At 70.3% G+C, this 22,455-nt stretch carries 21 protein-coding genes and 1 pseudogene; 11 read left to right on the top strand and 11 right to left on the bottom strand.

What is annotated here, in order from left to right:
• Positions 1-4: 4 nt before the first annotated feature.
• From FF041_RS19975 to miaA, 5 genes are all read right to left on the bottom strand, one after another.
• Positions 5-1,510 (bottom strand): M1 family metallopeptidase, encoded by a 1,506-nt coding sequence (locus FF041_RS19975; RefSeq protein ID WP_153524064.1) that lies wholly within the window; start codon positions 1,508-1,510, stop codon positions 5-7.
• Positions 1,511-1,575: 65 nt separating this feature from the next.
• Entirely contained in the window at positions 1,576-3,732 is a 2,157-nt protein-coding gene (locus FF041_RS19970; protein ID WP_153524063.1) for a RelA/SpoT family protein, read from the bottom strand.
• Positions 3,733-3,874: 142 nt separating this feature from the next.
• Positions 3,875-4,822, bottom strand: coding sequence for a diaminopimelate epimerase (dapF, locus tag FF041_RS19965; protein WP_153524062.1), 948 nt, complete (start codon positions 4,820-4,822; stop codon positions 3,875-3,877).
• A 70-nt stretch (positions 4,823-4,892) separates the two neighbouring features.
• Complete coding sequence (locus FF041_RS19960) at positions 4,893-5,339, bottom strand: hypothetical protein (RefSeq protein WP_153524081.1); 447 nt, start codon at positions 5,337-5,339, stop codon at positions 4,893-4,895.
• Positions 5,340-5,445: 106 nt separating this feature from the next.
• Positions 5,446-6,384 carry a tRNA (adenosine(37)-N6)-dimethylallyltransferase MiaA gene (gene miaA / locus FF041_RS19955; protein ID WP_323392223.1) on the bottom strand — a complete coding sequence of 313 codons (939 nt, stop codon included), beginning with the start codon at positions 6,382-6,384 and terminating at the stop codon, positions 5,446-5,448.
• 183 nt (positions 6,385-6,567) lie between these two features.
• Here miaA and FF041_RS19950 point away from each other — a divergent pair, with 183 nt between their 5' ends.
• Complete coding sequence (locus FF041_RS19950) at positions 6,568-6,873, top strand: hypothetical protein (RefSeq protein WP_153524061.1); 306 nt, start codon at positions 6,568-6,570, stop codon at positions 6,871-6,873.
• A 22-nt stretch (positions 6,874-6,895) separates the two neighbouring features.
• A complete protein-coding gene (locus tag FF041_RS19945) occupies positions 6,896-7,147 on the top strand; it encodes an antitoxin (protein WP_153483404.1) in 252 nt (83 codons plus the stop codon).
• Positions 7,148-7,500: 353 nt separating this feature from the next.
• On the opposite strand, the gene FF041_RS19940 is transcribed toward FF041_RS19945, so the two are convergent.
• Both FF041_RS19940 and miaB read right to left on the bottom strand, forming a co-directional pair.
• Positions 7,501-8,208, bottom strand: coding sequence for a class III extradiol ring-cleavage dioxygenase family protein (locus FF041_RS19940; RefSeq protein ID WP_153524060.1), 708 nt, complete (start codon positions 8,206-8,208; stop codon positions 7,501-7,503).
• 188 nt (positions 8,209-8,396) lie between these two features.
• Positions 8,397-9,917, bottom strand: a complete 1,521-nt coding sequence (gene miaB / locus FF041_RS19935) for a tRNA (N6-isopentenyl adenosine(37)-C2)-methylthiotransferase MiaB (RefSeq protein WP_153524059.1) — start codon at positions 9,915-9,917, stop codon at positions 8,397-8,399.
• A 421-nt stretch (positions 9,918-10,338) separates the two neighbouring features.
• Here miaB and FF041_RS19925 point away from each other — a divergent pair, with 421 nt between their 5' ends.
• A complete protein-coding gene (locus FF041_RS19925) occupies positions 10,339-11,337 on the top strand; it encodes a TAXI family TRAP transporter solute-binding subunit (RefSeq protein ID WP_153524058.1) in 999 nt (332 codons plus the stop codon).
• Positions 11,338-11,444: 107 nt separating this feature from the next.
• Here FF041_RS19925 and FF041_RS19920 read toward each other — a convergent pair whose 3' ends face one another.
• Together FF041_RS19920 and FF041_RS19915 are read right to left on the bottom strand one after the other, a co-directional pair.
• Complete coding sequence (locus FF041_RS19920) at positions 11,445-12,830, bottom strand: sensor histidine kinase (RefSeq protein WP_323392221.1); 1,386 nt, start codon at positions 12,828-12,830, stop codon at positions 11,445-11,447.
• 8 nt (positions 12,831-12,838) lie between these two features.
• Entirely contained in the window at positions 12,839-13,540 is a 702-nt protein-coding gene (locus FF041_RS19915; RefSeq protein WP_153524057.1) for a response regulator transcription factor, read from the bottom strand.
• 448 nt (positions 13,541-13,988) lie between these two features.
• Here FF041_RS19915 and FF041_RS19910 point away from each other — a divergent pair, with 448 nt between their 5' ends.
• The 8 genes from FF041_RS19910 to FF041_RS19880 all read left to right on the top strand — a co-directional run bounded on the left by FF041_RS19910 (position 13,989) and on the right by FF041_RS19880 (position 20,406).
• Complete coding sequence (locus FF041_RS19910; protein ID WP_153483395.1) at positions 13,989-14,774, top strand: amino acid ABC transporter ATP-binding protein; 786 nt, start codon at positions 13,989-13,991, stop codon at positions 14,772-14,774.
• Between the two features lie 34 nt (positions 14,775-14,808).
• Entirely contained in the window at positions 14,809-15,636 is an 828-nt protein-coding gene (locus FF041_RS19905) for a glutamate ABC transporter substrate-binding protein (protein ID WP_194292100.1), read from the top strand.
• A gap of 75 nt (positions 15,637-15,711) precedes the next feature.
• Positions 15,712-16,386, top strand: coding sequence for an amino acid ABC transporter permease (locus FF041_RS19900; protein ID WP_323392219.1), 675 nt, complete (start codon positions 15,712-15,714; stop codon positions 16,384-16,386).
• Positions 16,383-17,261 carry an amino acid ABC transporter permease gene (locus FF041_RS19895; protein WP_153524055.1) on the top strand — a complete coding sequence of 293 codons (879 nt, stop codon included), beginning with the start codon at positions 16,383-16,385 and terminating at the stop codon, positions 17,259-17,261. Before FF041_RS19900 ends, FF041_RS19895 begins: the two co-directional genes overlap by 4 nt.
• 286 nt (positions 17,262-17,547) lie before the next feature.
• The gene (locus FF041_RS19890; protein WP_323392217.1) at positions 17,548-19,179 is read left to right on the top strand and encodes an FAD-dependent monooxygenase; all 1,632 of its coding nucleotides are present in this window, start codon (positions 17,548-17,550) and stop codon (positions 19,177-19,179) included.
• Positions 19,089-19,298: a putative leader peptide gene (locus FF041_RS40560; protein ID WP_350804855.1), complete on the top strand. Its 210-nt coding sequence runs from the start codon at positions 19,089-19,091 to the stop codon at positions 19,296-19,298. Before FF041_RS19890 ends, FF041_RS40560 begins: the two co-directional genes overlap by 91 nt.
• 71 nt (positions 19,299-19,369) lie before the next feature.
• Positions 19,370-19,984 (top strand): cupin domain-containing protein, encoded by a 615-nt coding sequence (locus FF041_RS19885; RefSeq protein ID WP_153524053.1) that lies wholly within the window; start codon positions 19,370-19,372, stop codon positions 19,982-19,984.
• Positions 19,981-20,406 carry a rhodanese-like domain-containing protein gene (locus FF041_RS19880; protein ID WP_323392215.1) on the top strand — a complete coding sequence of 142 codons (426 nt, stop codon included), beginning with the start codon at positions 19,981-19,983 and terminating at the stop codon, positions 20,404-20,406. Before FF041_RS19885 ends, FF041_RS19880 begins: the two co-directional genes overlap by 4 nt.
• Positions 20,407-20,487: 81 nt before the next feature.
• Here FF041_RS19880 and recX read toward each other — a convergent pair.
• Positions 20,488-21,159, bottom strand: a pseudogene (gene recX, locus FF041_RS19875) (recombination regulator RecX); the annotation flags it as partial.
• Positions 21,075-22,196 (bottom strand): recombinase RecA, encoded by a 1,122-nt coding sequence (recA, locus tag FF041_RS19870; protein WP_153483386.1) that lies wholly within the window; start codon positions 22,194-22,196, stop codon positions 21,075-21,077. The pseudogene recX and the gene recA, both read right to left, overlap by 85 nt.
• Positions 22,197-22,455: the final 259 nt, after the last annotated feature.

Here is a 22,455-nt window from a genome sequence, read left to right as displayed (position 1 = left end):
GCTGTCAGCGGGCCTGGCTCACCGGCCGGACGGCCGGTGCGGTGCTCTTCCAGTCCGGGTGCCCGGGCATCGGCGGTGTGCGCTCCTCGTACAGCCAGCTCTGGAAGAACGCGGTGAGATCGCGCTCCGCGATCCGGGCGGCGAGCCGGGTGAAGTCCGCGGTCGACGCGTTGGCGTCGCGGTACTCGCTCACCCAAGCCCGCTCCAGCCGGTCGAAGGCGTCGCCCCCGATCGTCTGCCGCAGCGCGTAGAGCACCAGCGCGCTGCCGTCGTACATCACCGGCCGGAAGAGACTGATCTTGCTGTCGGGTTTCGGCGGCTTGGGCGCCGCGGGCGGGCCCCCGTCGGCACGCCACTGGTCGGAGCGGCGATACGCCTCGCGCAGCCGTGTCTCCATGAGGCGCCCGGACTTCTCCTCGGCGTAGAGCGCCTCGTACCAGGTGGCGTGGCCCTCGTTCAGCCAGAGATCGGACCAGGTGCGGGGGGTGACGCTGTCGCCGAACCACTGATGCGCCAGCTCATGCACCATGACCGAGTCGACGTACCACTCCGGGAGGGTGCCGTTGACGAAGATCCGGCGCTCGAACAGCGAGAGCGTCTGGGTCTCCAGCTCATAGCCGGTCTCCGCGTCGGCGATCAGCACTCCGTAGTTCTCGAAGGGGTACGGCCCGACCTTCGACTCCATCCATTCCAGCTGCCCGGGGGTCTTCTTCAGCCAGGGTTCCAGCGCGGCGGCGTCCGCTGCGGGGACGACGTCGCGCACGGGGAGCCCGCCGGGGCCCTCGCGGGTGGGGACGGTGAAGTCCCCGATCGCGACCTGGGCCAGCTCGGTGGCCATGGGGTGGCGGGTGCGATAGGCCCATGTGGTGGTGGCGCCGTCGGGTAGCTTCGCCGTCCGTACGCCGTTGGCGACCGCGGTCAGTTCGCTCGGCGCGGTGATGCGGAAGGTGAAGTACGCCTTGTCGGCGGGGTGGTCGTTGGAGGGGAAGACACGATGGCCCGCGTCGGCCTGGTTCGCCATGACCAGGCCGTCCTCGGTGGTGACCCAGCCGTCTTCGTCGCCCCGGGGATCGCTGGTGTGCTCCACGGTGATCCGCGCCTGGGATCCCTTCTCAAGCGGCAGGAGGGGTTGCACCACGAGGTCTTCCCCGGCCGAGGCGAACTCGGCGGGCAGTCCGTTGACCACGACCGCGCTGACCGTGCCGTGGCTGAAGTCGAGGTTGATCCGCTCCAGCCGTTCGGTGACCCGGGCCTCGATCGCGGTGACGGCGTCCAGCGGAACGGTGTTGTCGCCCCGGTAGGTGAAGGCGATGTCGTACGCGACCACGTCGTACCCGGGGTTTCCGAGCGAGGGGAAGAGGGGGTCGCCGATGCCGAGCGGCACCGGAGCGGGCGGAGGCAGGGCGGCGGCCACGAGGGCGGCCGACGCGGCGGCCAGCAGAACGGCGCGCAGCCTGCGCCGGGACCGGGACCGCGGCCGGGCGGCGGGGGGCGGGGAGTCGGGCAGCATGCATTACGGCTACCAGTGCGCGGGATCATGATCGCGGCAACGCGCGCCGGACCACCCGAACGAGATCAGCCGGTGGCCGCCGGATGCTGGCTGCGGCGGACGTCGTAGACCCCCGGCACATCCCGCATGGCGCGGATCAGGGCGGGCAGTCCGGCCGCTTCGGGCAGTTGCAGGGTGTAGGTGTGCCGCACGCGCTGTTCGCTGGGCGGCTCCACGGTCGCCGAGACGATGGCCGCGCCCTCGATGGCGATGACCTCGGTGAGATCGGCGAGCAGTCTGGGGCGTCCGAAGGACTCGGCGACCAGGGTGACCAGGCATCCGACGGCGTCCCCCCAGCGCACCGGAATCGGCTCCCTCCCCAGGGACGTCATCCGCGAGACGGCCGGGCACCGTTCGCGGTGGACGGTCACCACCGCGCCGCGTACCGCGAAGCCGGTGACCGTGTCCGGCGGCACGGGCGTACAGCAGCCGGCCAGTCGTACGGTGGTGCCCGGCAGGTCCACCACGGCGTTGGCGACGGCGGGCGGGCCGGCGTCGGGGGCGGGGGGCGCGGATCTGCGGGGGACGGCGGCCGGGGCGGCCGTCCCGTCCGGATGGGCCTGGAGCCATGCGGTGATGGCGATCCGCGCGGCGGGGGTGCGGGCGTGTTCGAGCCAGTCGGGAGAGGGCCCGGAGACCGACTCCTGGGCGTCGGGGACCGTTTCTTGGGCGTCGGGCGCCGTCTCCTGGGCGCCGGGCGCCGCTCGGTGCGCGTCATGCGCGAACAGCAGCTGTACGGTGTCGCCGTCGCTCAGCACCGTGCTCAAGGTCGCCAGACGGCCGTTGACACTGGCCCCGATGCAGGCGTGGGCCTGCTCGCCGTACTGCGCGTAGGCGGCGTCGACGCAGCTCGCGCCCGCGGGCAGGCCCAGGGTGCCGCCGTCGGCGCGGAAGACGGTGATCTCGCGGTCCTGCGCCAGATCGGCGCGCAGGGACGTCCAGAAGGTGTCGGAGTCCGGGGTGGACTGCTGCCACTCCAGCAGCCGGGAGAGCCAGCCGGGCCGGGTGGGGTCCGCGCGCTCGCCGTCGGCCGGCTCCGCGCCCTCCTGGGGGATGTACGGATTGCCGAGCGCGATCACTCCGGCCTCGGCGACCTTGTGCATCTGGTGGGTGCGGATGAGGATTTCGGCGACCTCTCCGCCGGTGCCCGCGACGGCGGTGTGGAGCGATTGATAGAGATTGAACTTGGGGGCGGCGATGAAGTCCTTGAACTCGGAGATCACCGGGGTGAAACAGGTGTGCAGCTCGCCGAGGACTCCATAGCAGTCGGCGTCCTCGCCGACCAGGACGAGGAGTCTGCCGAAGTCGGTGCCGCGCAGCCGGCCGCGTTTGAGGCTCACCCGGTGGACGGAGACGAAGTGCCGGGGCCTGATCAGGACGTCGGCGGTGATTCCGGCGTCCCGCAGCACGGCCCGGAACCGGTCCGCCATGGTGTCGAGCGCCGCCCCGGCGTCGGTGTTCTCCGCGATGAGGGCGCGGGTGTGTTCGTACTCCTCCGGGTGGAGGATCGCGAAGACGAGGTCCTCCAGCTCGGTCTTGAGGGCCTGTACGCCGAGCCGTTCGGCGAGGGGGATGAGCACGTCCCGGGTGACCTTGGCGATACGCGCCTGTTTCTCGGGCCGCATCACCCCGAGGGTGCGCATGTTGTGCAGCCGGTCGGCGAGTTTGATCGACATCACCCGGACGTCGTTGCCGGTGGCGACGAGCATCTTGCGGAAGGTCTCCGACTCGGCCGCCGCGCCGTACTCGACCTTCTCCAGTTTGGTGACCCCGTCGACCAGATACGCGACTTCCGCGCCGAACTCCGCCGTCACCTGATCGAGGGTCACATCGGTGTCCTCGACGGTGTCGTGGAGCAGGGACGCCGTCAGGGTCGTGGTCTCCGCGCCCAGTTCGGCGAGGATCAGGGTGACGGCGAGCGGGTGGGTGATGTACGGCTCGCCGCTCTTGCGGAACTGTCCCCGGTGCGACGACTCCGCGAGGACATATGCCTGGTGAAGGATCGCCAGATCGGCGTCCGGGTGGTGGGCGCGGTGCACTTCGGCGACATGCCCGATGGCGTCGGGCAGCCGGTCGCGGCCGGCCGGGCCGAGCAGTGCGGCGCGGCCGAGCCTGCGGAGCTCGATCCGGGGACGGCCGCGCCTGCGGCTGTGGGCACCTGGGCTGGCGGCCTCTGCACTCATGGGGGCACCTCCGGCGGCGGTCGACCGGCGAGAGAAAGAGCGGGTGTGCCCTCCGGGCCGGTGCTTGATGCTACCGAGCCCACCACGTGGAGCAGTCCGGCTCTCGACGAGCGTGAAACGGATCACCCATTCGAGCGAAGCTCTATATGGCTGCGGTTTCGGATGGTACGAGCAGATCGGGAGCGATATGGCCCTCCGCGACGATCACCGCGGGCCCAGCCATCTCGATCTCGCCGTCCGGGCGCTCGGTGATCACCAGCCGTCCGCCCGGGAGGTCCACGGTGTAGGTGACGGGCACTCCGGTGACCAGCGGGTCCACCCCGTCCCTGCGGGCCGCCGCGACGGCGACGGCGCATGCGCCGGTGCCACAGGAACGGGTCTCGCCGGAGCCCCGCTCATGAACGCGCATGGCCACATGGCGCTCGCCGCGATCGACGACGAACTCCACATTCACCCCGTCCGGGTAGACGGCTGACGGCGTGTAGGGCGGCTCGGTGAACAGATTGCCCGCATGGTCCAGGTCGTCGACGAAGGCGACGGCGTGCGGATTGCCCATGTTCACATTCAGGGTGGGCCAGGATCGCCCGCCGACGGTGACGGTGACGGTCTCCCGGGGGAGGGCGGCGCGGCCCATGGAGACGGTGATGTCGCCGTCTTGACGCGCCGTCGCACTCGTCACGGGCCCATCGGCGCCCTTCGCGATATGCACCTTCTTGACACCGCCCCGGGTGGCGACCGCCAGATCGCCCGCCTCGACGTGCCCGGCGCGCTGGAGATAACGGGCGAAGACCCGGACGCCGTTGCCGCACATCTCGGCGATCGATCCGTCCGCATTGCGGTAGTCCATGAACCACTCGGCGTCGGCCGCCATGGCGCGGGCCTCGGGGTGCGCGGCGGAGCGCACGACATGGAGCAGGCCGTCGCCGCCGATACCGGCTCGCCGGTCGCACAGCCGTGCCACGGCGGAGGCGGACAGCTCTATGCGATGGTCCGGGTCGGGGACGATCACGAAGTCGTTCTCTGTGCCGTGGCCCTTGAGGAAGGGGACCCGCGCAGCGGGCGAGGTCGGTGCGGTGCTCACAGCGCCCATCCTACGAGGAGGGTCGGACAGTCGGCGTCCCGAGCGGAGCGGGGCGGGCCGGAGACCGTGTCCGCGCAGGTCAGCGCAGTCGGGCCACACGCCAGACGGCGAGCGCCACCAGGAGCGCGCCCATCCCCGCGTACAGCGCGATCACACGCCAGTCGGGGCGCTCCCCCGAGCCGCGCGGCGGCAGTCCCGGCCAGGTGTGACCCACGCGGCGGGCCGCCATCACACCCCAGCCCGCGGCACAGCAGCTGATCAGCAGGCCGAGCATGGCCACCACAGCGCCCGCGCCGCCGGTGCCGCCGGTCCCGAAGGCCAGCGGGAAGCCGAACATCAGGGAGCCCACGGCCGCGAGTGCCACGATGGGCGCGAGCTGCCAGATCCGCAGTCTGCGCGCCGGGCGCAGCTCGACCTCGACCTGTTCGGCGAGCACGTCCTGATCGTCGGGCCCGTCCGGGCTGAGGCCGGAAGCGCCGTCCGCCGCCCGTTGCTGCTGGTCCGTGTCGTGAGGGCCGGCCTCCATCGCCACACGCCCTCCCCACTCGGACTCCAGAGTCGATCGATGCTCGATGATGGCACGGCCCGGGGCGCCGACATGACGGGCAGGGCGTCCCGATGCCATCACGTGATCAGGCTGTAACCGCTCGTTCGATCAACGCCAGCGCCTGTCGCGGAAGTTCCCCGCGGTCGGCGACGGCACCACTGAGCCAATGCACCCGCGGATCTCTTCTGAACCATGAATCCTGACGGCGCGCGAAGCGTTTGGTGGCACGCGTGGTCTCGGCACGCGCCTCCTCCTCGGTGCACGCGCCCGCCAGCGCGTTGAGGATCTGCTGGTAGCCGAGGGCGCGCGACGCCGTGAGCCCCTCACGCAACCCCTGTGCTTCCAGGGCTCTCACCTCATCGACGAAACCGGCCTCCCACATCCGGTCGACACGGAGCGCGATGCGCTCGTCCAGCTCGGGCCTGGCGACGTCCACCCCGATCTGGACGGTGTCGTAGACGCTGTCGTGACCGGGGAGATTGGCGGTGAAGGGCTTGCCCGTGATTTCGATCACCTCAAGGGCCCGGACGATCCGGCGGCCGTTGCCCGGGAGGATGGCCCGCGCCGCCTCGGGGTCGGCGGCGGCGAGCCGGGCGTGCAGCGCGCCGGGGCCCGCGTCGTCGAGCTCCGCCTCCAGCCGGGCGCGGATCGCGGGATCGGTGCCGGGGAATTCGAGGGCGTCGACGGCGCCGCGTACATAGAGTCCGGAGCCGCCCACGAGAACCGGCGTACGCCCCTCGGCGAGCAGCCGGTCGATCTCCGCCCTGGCGAGCCGCTGGTACTCGGCGACATTCGCGGCCCGGGTGACGTCCCAGACGTCGAGAAGGTGGTGGGGGACGCCGCCGCGCTCCTCGACCGTCAGTTTGGCGGTACCGATGTCCATCCCCCGGTACAGCTGCATGGAGTCGGCGTTGACGACTTCGCCGCCCAGCTGCTGGGCGAGGAAGACGCCCAGATCGGACTTTCCGGCGGCGGTGGGGCCGACGACGGCGATGACCCGCGGTGCGGGAGCGGTGCTTCTCACCGTCCCAGTCTCGCAAATCCCGGCGATGTCCCCGAACGAGCGAAGTGACGTCACGGCGGGGGCCTCGTTTCCTGTTGCGAGGTTCCGAACGCCGGTTTACCGACCGGCGCCTCCGGTATGGGGCCGACAAGGCGCTCCGGACGGCGCGGAACCCCCCTCACACGAGTACGCTATGGAGAAAATATGGGTGTTTTTGCACGGTTCCTTCGTAAGTCCAAGGACGCCAAGGGCTCCAAGGGCGCCGAGAGCCCCTCGGCAGAGGAGAAGACCGCCGATACGCTGGCGGTGGAGCCCGAAGCCGGAAGCGCAAGCGAGACCGAGGCGCCGAAGGACGCGCCGGCGGAGAGCACGGCGGCCAAGGCCACCGAAGCCGAGCAGGCGGAGGGGGCGGAGGCCACGGCCACGGCCACCGAGGGCGTGGAGATCCCCCGGCAGCAATCGTCCGGGGAGGCCGCGGACCGCGAAGCCGGCGAGGGCGCCCGTAAGTAGCCCTACCGACGAAAGGTGCCCCATGGGCCTCATGGACACACTGAAGGCCAAGCTCGCCCCGGCCAAGGAGAAGGTCTCCGATCTGGCACAGCAGCACGGGGACAAGATCGAGCAGGGCCTGGAGAAGGCCGCGCACGCGGTCGACGCCCGCACCAAGGGCAAGTACAGCGACAAGATCGAGACGGGTACGGGCAAGGCCAAGGAGGCGCTGGAGCGCATCGCGCACAAGGACGACGGCGGCACGCCTCCTCCGCCGCCGCCCACCGCTTCCTGAATCGCTTTCCGCGGGGCCGCTGCCCCGCGGAGGTGACAGCCGGACGGCCGCGGAGCATCTCGCTCCGCGGCCGTCCGCCGTCTTTCGCCGCACGTCACGCTCCCGGCGGGCGGGCCACTCGGACGACCGGTTCCTGCGCCCAGCGGGCTCGGCGGGCCGCTCGGAGCCCGGTGCTCACCGCTCAGGAGCCGACTGGCTACGGGCTGGGCCGCTCAGAAGCCGCCCTAAGCCGCCCTATGGGGTCAGCGGCACCGCTCAGGAGCTTGTCGTACGGGTTCACGGTGCTGCTCGGCCCCGGCGCAGGTGCGGCGGGCCTGCCACTCGGAGCCCAGGATCTCTCCTCGCGGCACCGCTCAGGACCAAGCGGCGGCGAAGTAGCCCACACCGTAGGGGGCGTCCTCGTAGAGCAGCCGCCCCGCCAGCCCCGCGCCCTCGGCCGCGCCCGCGAGCACCTGCCAGGGTGCCCGGCCCGCGGCCTTGAGTTCGTACGCCAGTGACGCGTCCAGCGCCGTCAGAGCGGCGGTATCCGCGTTCCCCAGGGCAGCGGCGGCGAGCGCGTCGAAACCGGCGGCCCGTTCGTCCAGATAGCCGGGAGCCTTCACGGTGCGGCAGGCGCTGCCGTCGCCCATCACCAGCAGGGCCACCCGTCCGGCGCGGTCGCCCAGCTCCCGGCCGGCGGCCAGGGCGGCTTCGGGCGCCAGTTCTTCGCCGACTCCGAGGCCCTCCACGGGGCACGCGGCCCACTGGGCGCGCTCCAGCAGCCAGGCGGCCACGGCCAGGGAGGGCGGCAGCGGCCGGTCCTGGGCGCGGCCCGTGCCGAGACGTACCTCGGCGGCCACCCCGAAGCCCTGGAAGGAGCCGACCGCTCCGGCGTGGTGGACGCCCCGGCCCGGCTCCTCGGCGGGCCCGATCACCACGAGCAGCCCAGGCCGGGAGGCCGCGAGCACGCCGACGGCATCGGCGCAGGCGGCGCGCGCCCTGTCCAGTTCGGGCGCCGCTCCCGCGGCGACCTCGGGCACGAGAAGAGGCGGACAGGGGCACACGGCGGCGGCGACAAGCATGATCGGCAGCCTAATGCGTGCGGCTCCTCCGCCGCCTCGGCGCAGCCGCTCGCCGGGCTCACCGGACCTGCCGGGCTCACCGAACCCGCCGGGCTCACCCGATTCGCCAGAAGAGGCGCGCGACGGCTCACCGCACGGGCGCACCGCCGCCGCAGCCGGTGCCCGGGCGCTGCGCGGCCCCCGGAGGGTCAGCCCAGACCGCAGGCGGGCGCGGCGGCGGCCGGAAGGGGCTCCGGGACGCCGATCTTCGGCAGCCCGAGCATCACCCCGGCAGGCCGGCCGGTCCGCGCCTCCTGGCGCTTCTGCCAGGCGTCCCCGGCGCGGGTGCGCCGCACCGAGGCCACCGGGCCCTCGGCGAGCAGATGGTGCGGCGCGGCGTAGGTGATCTCCACGGTCACCACATCGCCGGGTCGCACCTCCTCGTCCGGCTTGCTGAAGTGGACCAGGCGATTGTCGGGCGCGCGGCCCGAGAGGCGGTGGGTCGCGCCGTCCTTGCGTCCCTCGCCCTCGGCGACCATGACCTCCAGGGTCCGGCCGACCTGCTTCTTGTTCTCGTCCCAGGAGATCTCCTCCTGGAGGGCGACCAGCCGCTCATACCGCGCCTGGACGACCTGCTTGGGAATCTGGCCGTCCATGGTCGCGGCCGGGGTGCCGGGGCGCTTGGAGTACTGGAAGGTGAAGGCGTTGGCGAAGCGCGCCTCGCGGACCGTGTGCATCGTCTGCTCGAAGTCCTCCTCGGTCTCGCCGGGGAAGCCCACGATGATGTCGGTGGAGATCGCGGCGTGCGGAATCGCGGCGCGCACTTTGTCGATGATGCCGAGGAAGCGCTCCTGCCGGTAGGACCGGCGCATCGCCTTGAGCAACGTGTCCGAACCGGACTGGAGAGGCATGTGCAGCTGCGGCATCACATTCGGCGTCTCGGCCATCGCGGCGATCACATCGTCGGTGAAGTCGCGCGGATGCGGCGAGGTGAAGCGGACGCGCTCCAGGCCCTCGATCTTTCCGCAGGCCCGCAGCAGCTTGCTGAAGGCCTCCCGGTCGCCGATGTCGGAGCCGTACGCGTTGACGTTCTGGCCGAGCAGGGTGATCTCGGAGACGCCCTCGGAGACCAGGGTCTCGATCTCGGCCAGGATGTCGCCGGGCCGGCGGTCCTTCTCCTTCCCGCGCAGTGCCGGGACGATGCAGAAGGTGCAGGTGTTGTTGCAGCCGACCGAGATGGAGACCCACGCGGCGTACGCGGACTCACGCCGGGTCGGCAGCGTGGAGGGGAATGCCTCCAGCGACTCGGCGATCTCGACCTGGGCCTCTTCCTGGACCCGGGCCCGCTCCAGGAGGACGGGGAGCTTGCCGATGTTGTGCGTACCGAAGACGACGTCGACCCAGGGGGCCCTGGTGACGATGGTGTCGCGGTCCTTCTGCGCCAGACAGCCGCCGACGGCGATCTGCATGCCGGGACGCCGGGTCTTCATGGGGGCGAGACGGCCGAGGTTGCCGTACAGCTTGTTGTCCGCGTTCTCCCGGACGGCGCAGGTGTTGAAGACGACGACATCGGCGTCGCCGTCGGCGCCTTCGGGGGCGCGGACGTAGCCCGCGTCCTCCAGCAGTCCGGAGAGCCGTTCGGAGTCGTGGACGTTCATCTGGCACCCATAGGTGCGGATCTCGTAACTGCGCTGAACGTCCACTGCCTGGCTCCGGTCGCTGCTGGTCATGTGACAAGGGTAGGCGCTGCCTGAGACAGCTCCCGCCCCGGAGCGGGGCCCTGCCCGGGCCACGGCGAGGAGATGCGTACGACACATGTGCCGCTTCTCATATATGCGCTGAACGCATGATGACCGGAAACCTCGTTCCCACAGGGCCGATCACCCGCCGGACCGGCGGACCGGATCCGTCGGCTCTCAGACGGATGACCCGGGGTGGAAGCGGTCGGCGGCACGGGATGCATGGCGCTCCTCCAGCAGGATCGCGAGCGCCTCCAGGAGATTGAGATCCGCGTTCCGGATATGCGTCATGCGCATAGATTATCGATACGCCATGCACCATGCACATTTCCCGGAAGGTGCCGATTCCGCTTCTGGCGTCCACCGGACCATGCCTGGCTATCACCGGCGGTCACCTGGCAGGATCGCGATTATGTTCCCGTCCCTGTCCCGATTCGGCCGCCGCCGCGCCCTTCAGGTGTCGACGGCCCTGCTGGTGCTGCTCGGGCTGCTGGTCTGGTGGCTTTCTCCCACGGACGATGCCCAGCCTCGCGGCCCGATCACCTTCAGCACGGGCCTTCCGAACGGGGTGTATCAGCGGTACGGCGTGCTGCTGAGGGACGCGCTCCACCGGGATCTGCCGCAGGTGGACATAGAGCTGCGGAACAGCGAGGGCTCGCAGGAGAATCTCGCGAGGGTCGCCATGGGAGAGGCGGACTTCACGATCGCCACCGCCGACGCCGTCGCCAAGTACCGCGAGGACGGCAAGCCGGGCGCCGACCGGCTGCGCGGCTGCGCACGGCTGTACGACGACTATGTGCAGCTGGTCGTGCCCCGGGGCTCCCCGGTGAAGAAGATCGGTGATCTGCGCGGCAGAGCGGTGGGCGTCGGGCAGCTGGGGTCGGGGGTCCGGCTGGTCGCCGACCGGCTGCTGACGGCCGCGGGCGTGGACCCGGCCGAGGACATCAGATCGGTCCCGGCGGGCATAGACACCGTTCCGGAGCTGCTGGAGCGTGGCGAGCTGGACGCCTTCTTCTGGTCCGGCGGGCTGCCGACCGCCGCGATCGAGAAACTGTCGAAGCGCATACCGATACAGCTGGTGCCGCTGGAGTCCGAGCTGATCGAGGAGGTGCACTCGACCAGCAGCACAACGAGTTACTACCGCTTGGCGGTGATGCCGCCGGACGCGTATGCGGAGGCGCAGGGCGGGCTGGGGGTGCCGACGATGGCCGTGGCGAATCTTCTGGTCACCACGGACCGCATGGACCCGGCGATGGTCGAGGGGTTCACCCGCACGGTGATCGACAGCAGGGGCCGCATTGGCGACACGGTCCACCCGGCCCAGCTGGTGGACCTGCGGACGGCGCTCTATACGGACCCGCTGCCGCTGCACGAAGGGGCGAGGCGCTACTACCGCTCGGAGAAGCCGTAGCCGTAGCCGTAGCACCGGCGGGTGCCGGGCCGTGACGGCGACGCCGGGCCCTCGGGGTGCGACAGGTGATCAGGGCAGGGGCGGACCCTCAGGACCGGGACGGACCCTCAGGGCTCGATACGGGGAACCGTCACCGTCACCCGCAGGCCATGGGGCTCATGGTGGGCATAGGCGATACGTCCACCGCCCGCCGAGAGAAGAGCGCGGGAGATGGACAGCCCGAGACCCGAGCCCTTGACGTTCTGATGGCGACCGCTGCGCCAGAAGCGGTCGCCGATGCGGGAGAGCTCCTCATCGCTCAGGCCCGGGCCGCCATCGGCGATCACGATGGTGCAGGCACCGCCCCGGGCGGCGACCGACACGGTGACCTCCGCACCGCCCGGAGTGAATTTCAGCGCGTTGTCGATAACCGCGTCCAGGGCGCTGGAGAGTGCGATCGGGTCGGCCCAGGCCGTGATCGCCGCAGTGCGCCCGGTGAGCCGGACGCCCTTCTCCTCGGCGACCGGACGCCAGGCGGCGACGCGCTCGGACGCCAGTTCGCCGATGTCGATGAGCTGGAGGGCGGCGGAGGCGTGCTCGGCGAGCGCCAGGTCGAGCAGATCGTCGAGCACCTGGGCGAGGCGCTTCCCCTCCGTGCGGACCGAGGCGATCTCCGCATTGCCCTCGGGCAGTTCGAGTGCGAGGAGTTCGATACGGAGCAGCAGCGCGGCGAGAGGGTTGCGCAACTGATGGGAGGCGTCGGCGACGAAGGCCCGCTGCTGTTCCAGCACCTCTTCGACGTTGTCGGCCATCTCGTTGAAGGAGCGGGCCAGCCGGCGCAGCTCGGGCGGCCCGCCGGCCGCGGCCACCCGCGAGTTCAGCTGCCCGGTGGCGATGTCGTGGGTGGCCGCGTCCAGGATCCGTACCGGCCGCAGCACCCAGCCCGTGAGGCGGAAGGCCGCGCCGACGGCGACCAGCATCGCCGCGGCCTCCCCGGCGGCGATCAGCAGCCAGCCGCGCAGCACTTGCGAACGGAGCTGGCCGGTGGGGGAATCGGTGAAGACCACGGCGACGACGTCCCCGTCCCGTACGACGGGCGAGGCGACGACCAGTCGCCCGTGCCGCTGCCAGGGCCATACCTGCGGCGGATCCTGGCTGCGCCGTCCCGACAGCGCCTCCTTGAACGCCTCGGCTCCCTCACCCCGTGCCGGCACGGACCAGCCGTCGGGCGCGTGCGCCATGGCGTCGCCGTCGCGCTTGAACACTCCCGCTTTGATGCCGTAGGTGTCGTAGTAGCGGTTGAGCTGCTCCTTCAGCGTGGAGCGCCGTTCGTCCAGCCGGTCCGCGTCGGCGACGAACTGCGCGAGGGCCGCGAACCGTACGGTGTCGTCGATCCGGTCCACCACGACCCGCTGCTGCTGGGCGGCGGCGAGGCTGACGGCGAGCGGGAAGCCGAGCGCGAGCAGCACGCCCGCCATGAGGACGATGAGCAGAGGGAGGAGTCGGGTACGCACAGGAGGGTTCAGCCGACGGGGACGACAAGCCGGTAGCCGACGCCCCGGACGGTCTCGATCAGCGCGGGCATCCGGAGCTTGGAGCGCAGGGACGCCACATGCACCTCAAGGGTGCGGCCGGTCCCCTCCCAGTTGGTGCGCCAGACCTCGCTGATGATCTGCTCCCGGCGGAAGACGACTCCCGGCCGCTGGGCGAGCAGCGCCAGCAGATCGAACTCCTTGCGGGTCAGCGGTACCTCGACGCCGTCGACGCTGACTCTGCGGGTCGGCAGTTCGATGGTCACCGGGCCGAGGCGCAGGGCGTCGTCCGCCGCCGCGGGGGCCTCGTCGCCGGTCACGGTACGCCGGCTGACGGCGTGGATGCGCGCCAGCAGTTCCCCGGTGTCGTACGGCTTGACGACATAGTCGTCGGCGCCGAGATTGAGGCCGTGGATCCGGGAGCGTACGTCGGAACGCGCGGTCACCATGATCACGGGTGTCGATGTGAGTTTGCGGAGTTTTCCGCAGACCTGGTACCCGTCCTGATCGGGCAGGCCGAGGTCCAGCAGGACGACGCCGAAGGGAGCCTTGCCGGGGTGCGCGGCCGGCAGGACGGCGTGCAGAGCCTCTTCGCCGTTGCGCGCGTGCACCACGTCGAAGCCGTGCCGGGCGAGTACGGCGGACAGGGCGGCGGCGACGTGGTCGTCGTCCTCGACGAGCAGCAGCCTCATAGCCCCCCTTGGGTCGTGCGATCGGTCATCGGTCGATGTGCGATCGGAGTGGTTCGGTCAGGTTCGTCCGGTCCGGTTCGTCCGGTCGGGCCGTCCGGTCGGGCCGTCCGGATCATGCGGGTTCGCGATCCGGCGGCGGTCCGGCGTGATCGGCCGGATGTGTGCGGTCCGCGATCCAGTGTGAGGGGTGGTCCGCTGTCCCGCGTACGGCGTGGTCGGCGGCGCCGCGCACCAGGGCATCAAGGCCGATCCCCCCGCCATCAGTCAAGAGTCATTCGCCCGCCTGCGGCCTTCCGTTATCCACCCGGTACTCCGGAGGTAACCCTGTTCACCTACGGTGTCTATTTGAAGCCATATCGTTATGCTCAATTTCCGCTCAGATGTAATGACGCTGGTCGTACCGCGTCACTAATGTCCTCCCAACCGAGGAGGATGGAGCGAGAAGCCGATGAGCGGAGTAGCAAAGACCAAGGGCCCCGGGGACGATGTCCCGGTATCGGGTGACCTGGTCGCGCTGAGCGGCGTGAACAAACACTTCGGCGCGCTACATGTGCTCCAGGACATCGATCTGACCATCGCCCGTGGCGAGGTCGTGGTCGTCATCGGGCCCTCCGGGTCCGGCAAGTCCACCCTGTGCCGCACCATCAACCGCCTGGAGACGATCGACTCCGGCGCGATCTCGATCGACGGGAAGCCGCTGCCCCAGGAAGGCCGGGAGCTGGCCAGGCTCCGTGCCGATGTCGGCATGGTCTTCCAGTCGTTCAACCTCTTCGCGCACAAGACGGTGCTGGAGAACGTGATGCTGGGCCAGCTCAAGGTCCGCCGGACGGAGAAGAAGGCCGCCGAGGAGAAGGCGCGCGCCCTCCTCGACCGGGTGGGCGTCGGCTCGCAGTGCGACAAGTACCCGGCACAGCTCTCCGGAGGCCAGCAGCAACGCGTCGCGATCGCACGGGCGTTGGCGATGGACCCCAAGGTCATCCTCTTCGACGAGCCCACTTCGGCGCTCGACCCGGAGATGATCAACGAGGTGCTCGAAGTCATGCAGCAGCTGGCGCGGGACGGAATGACGATGGTCGTCGTCACCCACGAGATGGGCTTCGCCCGCTCCGCCGCCAACCGGGTGGTCTTCATGGCCGACGGCAGGATCGTCGAAGAGGCCGCACCGGAGGAGTTCTTCAGCAATCCACGCAGTGACCGGGCCAAGGACTTCCTGTCGAAGATCCTGCATCACTGACGACCCACGAACCACGACATAAGGGATGTTCACCATGAAGCTCCGCAAGGCGACATTGACGATCGCCACGGGTCTGACCCTCTCCCTGGCGCTCACCGCCTGCGGCGGCGGCAGCGACTCCGGCGACGGTGACGGCAAGATCACCATCGGCATCAAGTTCGACCAGCCCGGTGTCGGCCTGAAGACGCCGGACGGCGAGTACACCGGCTTCGACGTCGATGTGGCCACCTACATCGCCAAGGAACTCGGGTACGACGCCAAGGACATCGAGTGGAAGCAGGCGCCCAGCGCCGAGCGCGAGAACCTGATCCGCAACGGTGACGTCGAGTTCGTCGTCGCCAGTTACACGATCAACGACGAGCGCAAGGCCAAGGTCGACTTCGCCGGTCCGTACTTCCTGGCCCACCAGGATCTGCTGGTCCGCACCGACGAGACCAAGATCACCAAGGCTGAGGACCTCAACAGCAAGAAGCTGTGCTCGGTCACCGGCTCCACCTCGGCGCAGAACGTCAAGAAGGAGCTCGCGCCCGACGCGGACCTCCAGGAGTTCGGCGGCTACTCGGAGTGCCTCAACGGTCTGCAGAGCGGTGCCGTCGACGCGCTGACCACCGACGACGCCATCCTGGCCGGTTTCGCCGCGCAGAAGGAGCACCAGGGCAAGTTCAAGCTCACCGGGCTGAAGCTGAGCAACGAGCCCTACGGCATCGGCCTGAAGAAGGGCGACAAGGAGCTCCAGGGCAAGATCAACAAGGCTCTGGAGAAGATGCAGAAGGACGGCTCCTGGGACAAGTTCGTCAAGGACAACTTCGGCTCGGCCAACTACAAGAACGAGCCCGCGCCGGAGATCACCGAGACCAGCTGAGGCCAGCGGTGACGTGCCACCGGCCCCGGCCGGTGGCACGCGCCACGATCCAACCAGGAGAGATCGCGGGTCAACGTGTTCGACTTTCTTGATTCCGGGCAGTACGACCTGCTCGGCGCGTTCTGGGTGACGGTCAGGCTCACCGTCTACTCGGCCATAGGCTCCCTGATATGGGGGACCCTGCTGGCCGGTATGCGAGTCGGCCCCATCCCACTGATGCGGGCGTTCGGTACCGGTTACGTGAATGTGGTCCGTAACACCCCGCTGACGATCGTCGTCGTGGGCTGTTCGCTGGGCCTCCACCAGACACTGCAAATCACGTTCGGCGGCGGCGACTCCGCGGACATCGGCTTCCGGATGGCCGTCCTCGGACTGGTCGCCTACACCGGGACGTTCGTCTGTGAGGCACTGCGCTCCGGCATCAACACCGTGCCCATGGGCCAGGCGGAGGCGGCGCGTGCGCTGGGGCTCGGCTTCTTCCAGGTGCTGACCCTGATAATCCTCCCCCAGGCCTTCCGCTCGGTGGTGGCTCCGCTGGCGAATGTGCTGATCGCCCTCACCAAGAACACCACGGTGGCCTCGGCGATCGGCGTGGCGGAAGCCTCCCTGCTGATGAAGGAAATGATCGAGAACGAGGCCAACGCGCTCTTCGCTATTTTCGCGGTCGTCGCCTTCGGCTTCATGGTTCTCACCCTGCCCACCGGGCTGCTGCTCGGCTGGGTGGCCAAGCGTGTGGCGGTGAAGCGATGACGTCCGTTCTGTACGACGCCCCCGGTCCCAAGGCCAAACGGCGCAATATCGTCTACTCCGTGGTCTTCCTGCTGGCCTTCGCCCTGGTGGCGTGGTGGGTGCTGAGCGCCATGGCCGACAAGGACCAGCTGGCGGCGGAGAAGTGGAGCCCGTTCGTCTCGGACTCCAGGGTCTGGACCACCTTCCTGCTGCCGGGGCTCTGGGAGACCGTGAAGGCGGCCGCCTTCGCCGTCGTGATCGCGCTGCCGCTCGGCGCGGTACTCGGCATCGGGCGGCTCTCCGACCATGCCTGGGTACGGGTGCCCGCCGGAGCCGTGGTCGAGTTCTTCCGGGCCATTCCGGTACTGCTGCTGATGGTGTTCGCGAATCAAGCCTTCGCTCTGTTCACGGACATCGAGTCGGAGATCCGGCCGATGTACGCGGTGATCACGGGCCTGGTCCTCTACAACGCCTCCGTCATCGCCGAGATCGTCCGGGCCGGCATCCTCTCCCTGCCGAACGGCCAGACGGACGCCGCGAAGGCGATCGGCATGCGCAAGGGCCAGACGATGACCCATGTGCTGCTGCCGCAGGCGGTGACGGCGATGCTGCCCGCACTGGTCAGCCAGCTGGTCGTCATCGTCAAGGACACCGCCCTGGGCGGTATGGTCCTCGGATACGGCGAACTGGCGTATCAGGCCCGTACGATCACGGCCAACTACGGTGCCAACATCATCGCCACGCTCACCGTGATCGCGCTGATCTACATTCTGCTCAACTCCGCTCTCACCAGGCTCGCGAGCTGGCTGGAGCAGCGGGTTCGGCAGGGCAAGAAGGGCAGCGGAACCGTCGTCGCCATCGAGGAGATCGACACCGGGGTCGGCAGCAAGGTCTGACCGGCGGTCTTCGGCGGTCCCCCGGACCGGCGGGTCGGCGGGCCGGAGCACGCGACCCGCGCGTCGGGGGTGGAGTGGGGGCGGTGGCGCACATGGGCCACCGCCCCCACTCCGTCCCCCAGGGGACACTTTCCCCATCGGGTGTATCAGTGCACGCCATGTCGCCCATCCGTCACTTGACGCAGGCACCACCAGTCGGTTGCATACGTTCTGTGATCACGCACCGGGCTCCCGCCGCGCCTTCCGGAATGCCCCCAGCCGTCCGCCGAGCCCGGGGGGCGACACTGTGGACCCGGTGATCGTGGTGGGCGCGGGCCCGGTCGGGCTGGCGCTCTCGCTCTCCCTCGCCCAGCAGGGAGTGCCCTCCGTGGTGCTCGACGAGAGCACCGGCGACGAGGACCCGCGCCCGGCCCGGACGGTGGTGCTGCGGCCGGACACAGCGGCCATGGCCGAACGGCTGGGCTGCGCCACGATCCGTGACGATGGAGCCCACTGGTCCGGATGGCGTTCGATGCGCCGCAAACAGGACGTACGGCGGCTGCCCCTGCGGGACCGGCCGGAAAGCGTCATGGACGGCTCCCCCGCGGAGGACGCCGCCCCCTCGCCGCTGCACATCCCGCAGCACGCCCTGACCCGCGGTCTGCGCACCGCCGTCGCCGCCCAGCGCCTGATCACCCTGGCCGCCGGGAGCCATGTGGACACCCTGGAGCAGGACGCGGACGGTGTCGCCGTGCATACGCGCGGCCCGGAGGGCACCTGGTGGCGCGGCAGCCATGTGGTGGGCTGCGACGGCGCCCGCTCGACCGTCCGCAAACTCCTCGACATCCGCTTCCCGGGCCGTACGGCGGTGGAGCGGCACGCGGTCGCCACCCTGCGCGCCGAACTCCCCTGGCCGGGCGAGGCCGTACTGCACCGTCAGCCACCCTGGCGCTCGGGCGGCGCGGAGATCACCGCCCGGCCGCTGCCGGACGAGACCTGGCGGCTGGACTGGCTGCTGCCGCCGAGCGGTGAACTGGTCACCCCCGACACCCTGGTGGCCCGTGTCCGGGACACCCTGGCCGGCTGGTGCGGCGAGACGCCCCCCTACGACCTTCTCGACACCGGCGTCTACACCGTCCACCACCGACTGGCCCGGCGCTGGCGGATGGATCGCGCGTTCCTCGCGGGCGATGCGGCCCATCTCCTCGGCGCACTCGGCACCCAGGGACTCGACGAAGGGCTGCGGGACGCGGACAACCTGGCCTGGAAGCTCGCCCACGTCTGGCACAACGGCCCGTCCGAAGCACTGCTGGACAGCTATCAGTCGGAGCGCCGGACCTCCATCGCGGCCCGGCTGCGCGCCGCTGATCAGGCGCTGCCCTCGCTGCGCGGCGGCAATATCCTGCGCAACCGCCTCCCCGGCGCGGCCCGGGGGCATGACGCTCTGCTGACCGACGGCCATCTGGGGAAGGGCCCGCTCGGCGCACCCCCCGTGTACACGCACTCCCCTCTCACACCCGAATACGCCACTGCGCAGACTCTCGTCGGCACGGCCGTGGGCGCGCCGGTCGCCGATGTACGGGTGACCCTGCCGGACGGGACGAGCGCGCTGTTGCGGGACCGGCTGGGGCAAGGGCGGCTGCTGGTGATGCTGGTCGCGCCGGGAACCGGTGTGTGGGACCGGCGGCACTGGCAGAGCGCCGGGGTGATGCCGAGGCTGGCGGCAGCGGTGAGCGCGCTCCCGGCACGGGCGGAATTGCTGGTTGCCGAGGCATATCCGGGGGCTCCGGCCCATGCCGTGCTGCTGGTGCGGCCGGATGGGCACCTGGTCGCCGCCTTCGCCGGGGTATGGCCCGCGGAGCTGTACGAGGCGGCGGACACGGCCCGCGGCGGCACTTCGGCCGCGACGCCGAGCGACCGTACGGCGGACGTCAATTGACCGTCGGAGGTCTGCGTGGTCTACTCCGAATTGTGACCGACACCGATGTGCGCCTGTGGCGGAGGGTCCATATGGACCTCGTTCGCTATGCGGGCTGCGTGTGTCGACCCTCCTGCTGAATTCGCCTTCTCCCACCGCGCCGTGAGCCATGGTGCCGGCGCGCTCCAGCGAACTTCCAGGACGGTGCTCCATGTCCCCTTCCCTGTCTCCCGCTGTCTCCGCCTCCCCTTCCCTGTCTGCTGTCTCCGCTCCGGACGCCTCCCCTGTTCTCGCTCCCACCGGGCCGCGGCCACCGGGTCGGGGCCACCCGGTGGGTCCGAACTCCGCCGAACTCCTCGACTTCGTCAGACGTGCCGCCGCCGATCCCGAGCTGATCGCCGCACTTCCCCTCGATCCGGAGGGCCGCACCTGGGTCCGTCTGGACGGTCCCGGGGGCAGTGAGGCCTGGTTGATCGGCTGGCCGCCGGGCTCGGGCACCGGGTGGCACGACCATGCCGAGTCGCTGGGCGCCTTCGCGACCGCCCGGGGCGAGCTGAAGGAGCACTCCCTTGCCGTGCGACTCCCGGCGAGCGGCTGGAAGACCCTGGAACTGGAGGAGGGGGTCGACCGGGAGCGCAGGCTGACGGAGGGGCGAGGCCGGGGCTTCGGCGCCCACCATGTGCACGAGGTGCTGAACGAGTCGGCCACCGAGCATGCCGTGTCGGTCCATGCGTACTATCCGCCGCTGCCGTTGATCCGCCGATTCAGCCGGAACGGCGCGGTACTCCGTCTTGAGCAGGTCGAGCGTCCGGAGGACTGGCAGTGAGCAGTGGCGACAACCGTGTGGGCGACCCTGGCGTCGTCGGTGAGCAGATCGGGATAGACGATCTGCTGGAGAAGGTCCGGGAGGGGCTGGACCGGGTCGGTCCGGAGCGGGCCTTCGAGGAGGCTTCGTCCGGGGCCCTGCTGGTGGATATCCGCTATGCGGCTCTGCGCGATCGGGACGGACTGATTCCGGGTGCGCTGGTCGTGGAGCGCAATGAACTGGAGTGGCGGCTCGACCCCCTGGGCAGCCACCGCGCCGCGGAGGCGGTCAGCCATGATCTGAGGGTCGTGGTGATCTGCAATGAGGGGTATGCCTCCTCTCTCGCGGCGGAGTCGCTCCGCCGGCTGGGTCTGTACCGGGCCACGGATCTGATCGGCGGCTTCCAGGCGTGGAAGGGGGCGGGGCTGCCGGTGGAGGGCTGAAGGCTCCGAGCCCGGGGTGCCGGCGGCCCCGGGCCTCGCGGTGCCGGAGGTGCTGAGGTCTCCGAGGGGCTGGCGATCGCGTCAGAAGTCCTCCCCCAGGCCCTCCAGATCCTCGCCCTCCTCCTCCAGCGCCCGTCGCACCACCCGGAGCGCCATCCCCTCCCCGTATCCCTTACGGGCCAGCATTCCCGCGAGGCGGCGCACCCTGCGGTCGCGGTCCAGGCCGCGCGTCGAGCGGAGCCTGCGGGCGACCAGCGCGCGGGCGGTCTCCTCCTCCTGGTCGGAGTCGAGCTGCCCCACCGCCCTGTCGATCAGAGCGGACTCCACCCCCTTGGTGCGCAACTCCCGCGCCAGCGCCCGCCGGGCGAGGCCCCGGCCATGGTGCCGGGACTCCACCCACGCATCCGCGAAGGCCGCGTCATTGATCAGCCCCACGTCCTGGAAGCGGGAGAGGACCTCGTCGGCCGCCTCCTCGGGAATCCCCCGCTTGTGCAGCGCGTCCGCGAGCTGGGCGCGGGTCCGCGGGGTCCCGGTGAGCAGGCGCAGGCAGATCGCCCGCGCCCGCTCCACCGGATCCTGGGACGACGGCTCCTTCTCGGCCCTCGACGAGTCGGGGCCGCCGCCCTGCCCTTCGGTTCGCCCCTTCGATGAGAAAGGCACGGTCCGCGCTAACTCTTGACGGCCGCAGCCTTGGTGGCCTTGGCCTTGGCGGCGGGCACCGGCTTGGCCGGCTCGTCGGCGGCAGTCGCTCCGCCTGCCGCGTCCGCTCCGGGCTCGGCACCCGGCGCCTCCGGCCTGACCCCGACGCCCAGCTTGTCCTTGATCTTCTTCTCGATCTCGTCGGCGAGATCGGGATTGTCCTTCAGGAAATTACGGGCGTTCTCCTTGCCCTGGCCGAGCTGGTCGCCCTCGTAGGTGTACCAGGCACCGGCCTTGCGGACGAAGCCGTGCTCCACGCCCATGTCGATCAGACCGCCCTCGCGGCTGATCCCCTGCCCGTACAGGATGTCGAACTCGGCCTGCTTGAAGGGCGGCGCGACCTTGTTCTTGACCACCTTGACCCGGGTGCGGTTGCCCACCGCGTCGGTGCCGTCCTTCAGGGTCTCGATACGACGGATGTCCAGCCGGACCGACGCGTAGAACTTGAGGGCGCGGCCACCGGTCGTGGTCTCCGGCGAGCCGAACATCACACCGATCTTCTCGCGGAGCTGGTTGATGAAGATCGCGGTGGTCTTCGACTGGTTCAGCGCGCTGGTGATCTTCCGGAGCGCCTGGCTCATCAGCCGGGCCTGGAGACCGACGTGCGAGTCGCCCATCTCACCCTCGATCTCCGCACGCGGCACCAGCGCGGCGACGGAGTCGATCACGATCAGGTCGAGCGCACCGGAGCGGACGAGCATGTCGACGATCTCCAGCGCCTGCTCCCCGTTGTCCGGCTGGGAGAGGATCAGGGAGTCGATGTCGACGCCGAGCTTCTTCGCGTACTCGGGGTCGAGGGCGTGCTCGGCGTCCACGAAGGCCACCGAGCCGCCCGCCTTCTGCGCGTTGGCCACGGCGTGCAGGGTGAGGGTCGTCTTGCCCGAGGACTCCGGACCGTACACCTCCACGACGCGGCCGCGCGGCAGCCCGCCGACGCCGAGCGCGACGTCGAGCGCGGTCGAGCCGGTGGGGATGACCTCGATGGGCTCATTCGGCCGCTCGCCCAGGCGCATCACCGCGCCCTTGCCGAATTGCCGTTCAATCTGTGCGAGCGCGGCGTCGAGCGCCTTCTCGCGGTCGGTTCCTGCCATGGGTTCCACCCGATTTGCTTGTGTCGATCGCTTCACGTCAAAGACGCTAACCCCTGCCACTGACAATGGGCCCCGGCACCCTGCTGACCTGTGGAAAACCCGGGGCTGCCGGGGGCCAGAACCTCCATCAGAACGGATGTTCGATTTTAGTGTCAAGCGCCCTTCCGGCGCGCCGCCCGGACGGGCGAGCGGCGGGGCATGGGAGCCCCGCCGCTCAGAGCCGGATGGGCGCGCGGGCCGGACCAGGGCAGCCGCGCAC

Source organism: Streptomyces jumonjinensis (genome assembly GCF_009600885.1).
GTDB classification, from domain to species: Bacteria; Actinomycetota; Actinomycetes; order Streptomycetales; family Streptomycetaceae; genus Streptomyces; species Streptomyces jumonjinensis.
This window is presented reverse-complemented; position numbering and strand designations above follow the sequence as displayed.

Excerpts from the sequence above, each read along its gene's own strand:
- FF041_RS19975 (WP_153524064.1), bottom strand. The coding sequence starts at position 1,510 with ATGCTGCCCGACTCCCCGCCCCCCGCCGCCCGGCCGCGGTCCCGGTCC.
- FF041_RS19970 (WP_153524063.1), bottom strand. The coding sequence starts at position 3,732 with ATGAGTGCAGAGGCCGCCAGCCCAGGTGCCCACAGCCGCAGGCGCGGC.
- dapF (WP_153524062.1), bottom strand. The coding sequence starts at position 4,822 with ATGGGCGCTGTGAGCACCGCACCGACCTCGCCCGCTGCGCGGGTCCCC.
- FF041_RS19960 (WP_153524081.1), bottom strand. The coding sequence starts at position 5,339 with ATGGAGGCCGGCCCTCACGACACGGACCAGCAGCAACGGGCGGCGGAC.
- FF041_RS19950 (WP_153524061.1), top strand. The coding sequence starts at position 6,568 with ATGGGTGTTTTTGCACGGTTCCTTCGTAAGTCCAAGGACGCCAAGGGC.
- FF041_RS19945 (WP_153483404.1), top strand. The coding sequence starts at position 6,896 with ATGGGCCTCATGGACACACTGAAGGCCAAGCTCGCCCCGGCCAAGGAG.
- FF041_RS19940 (WP_153524060.1), bottom strand. The coding sequence starts at position 8,208 with ATGCTTGTCGCCGCCGCCGTGTGCCCCTGTCCGCCTCTTCTCGTGCCC.
- miaB (WP_153524059.1), bottom strand. The coding sequence starts at position 9,917 with ATGACCAGCAGCGACCGGAGCCAGGCAGTGGACGTTCAGCGCAGTTAC.
- FF041_RS19925 (WP_153524058.1), top strand. The coding sequence starts at position 10,339 with ATGTTCCCGTCCCTGTCCCGATTCGGCCGCCGCCGCGCCCTTCAGGTG.
- FF041_RS19915 (WP_153524057.1), bottom strand. The coding sequence starts at position 13,540 with ATGAGGCTGCTGCTCGTCGAGGACGACGACCACGTCGCCGCCGCCCTG.
- FF041_RS19910 (WP_153483395.1), top strand. The coding sequence starts at position 13,989 with ATGAGCGGAGTAGCAAAGACCAAGGGCCCCGGGGACGATGTCCCGGTA.
- FF041_RS19905 (WP_194292100.1), top strand. The coding sequence starts at position 14,809 with ATGAAGCTCCGCAAGGCGACATTGACGATCGCCACGGGTCTGACCCTC.
- FF041_RS19895 (WP_153524055.1), top strand. The coding sequence starts at position 16,383 with ATGACGTCCGTTCTGTACGACGCCCCCGGTCCCAAGGCCAAACGGCGC.
- FF041_RS40560 (WP_350804855.1), top strand. The coding sequence starts at position 19,089 with ATGGCCCGCGGAGCTGTACGAGGCGGCGGACACGGCCCGCGGCGGCAC.
- FF041_RS19885 (WP_153524053.1), top strand. The coding sequence starts at position 19,370 with ATGTCCCCTTCCCTGTCTCCCGCTGTCTCCGCCTCCCCTTCCCTGTCT.
- recA (WP_153483386.1), bottom strand. The coding sequence starts at position 22,196 with ATGGCAGGAACCGACCGCGAGAAGGCGCTCGACGCCGCGCTCGCACAG.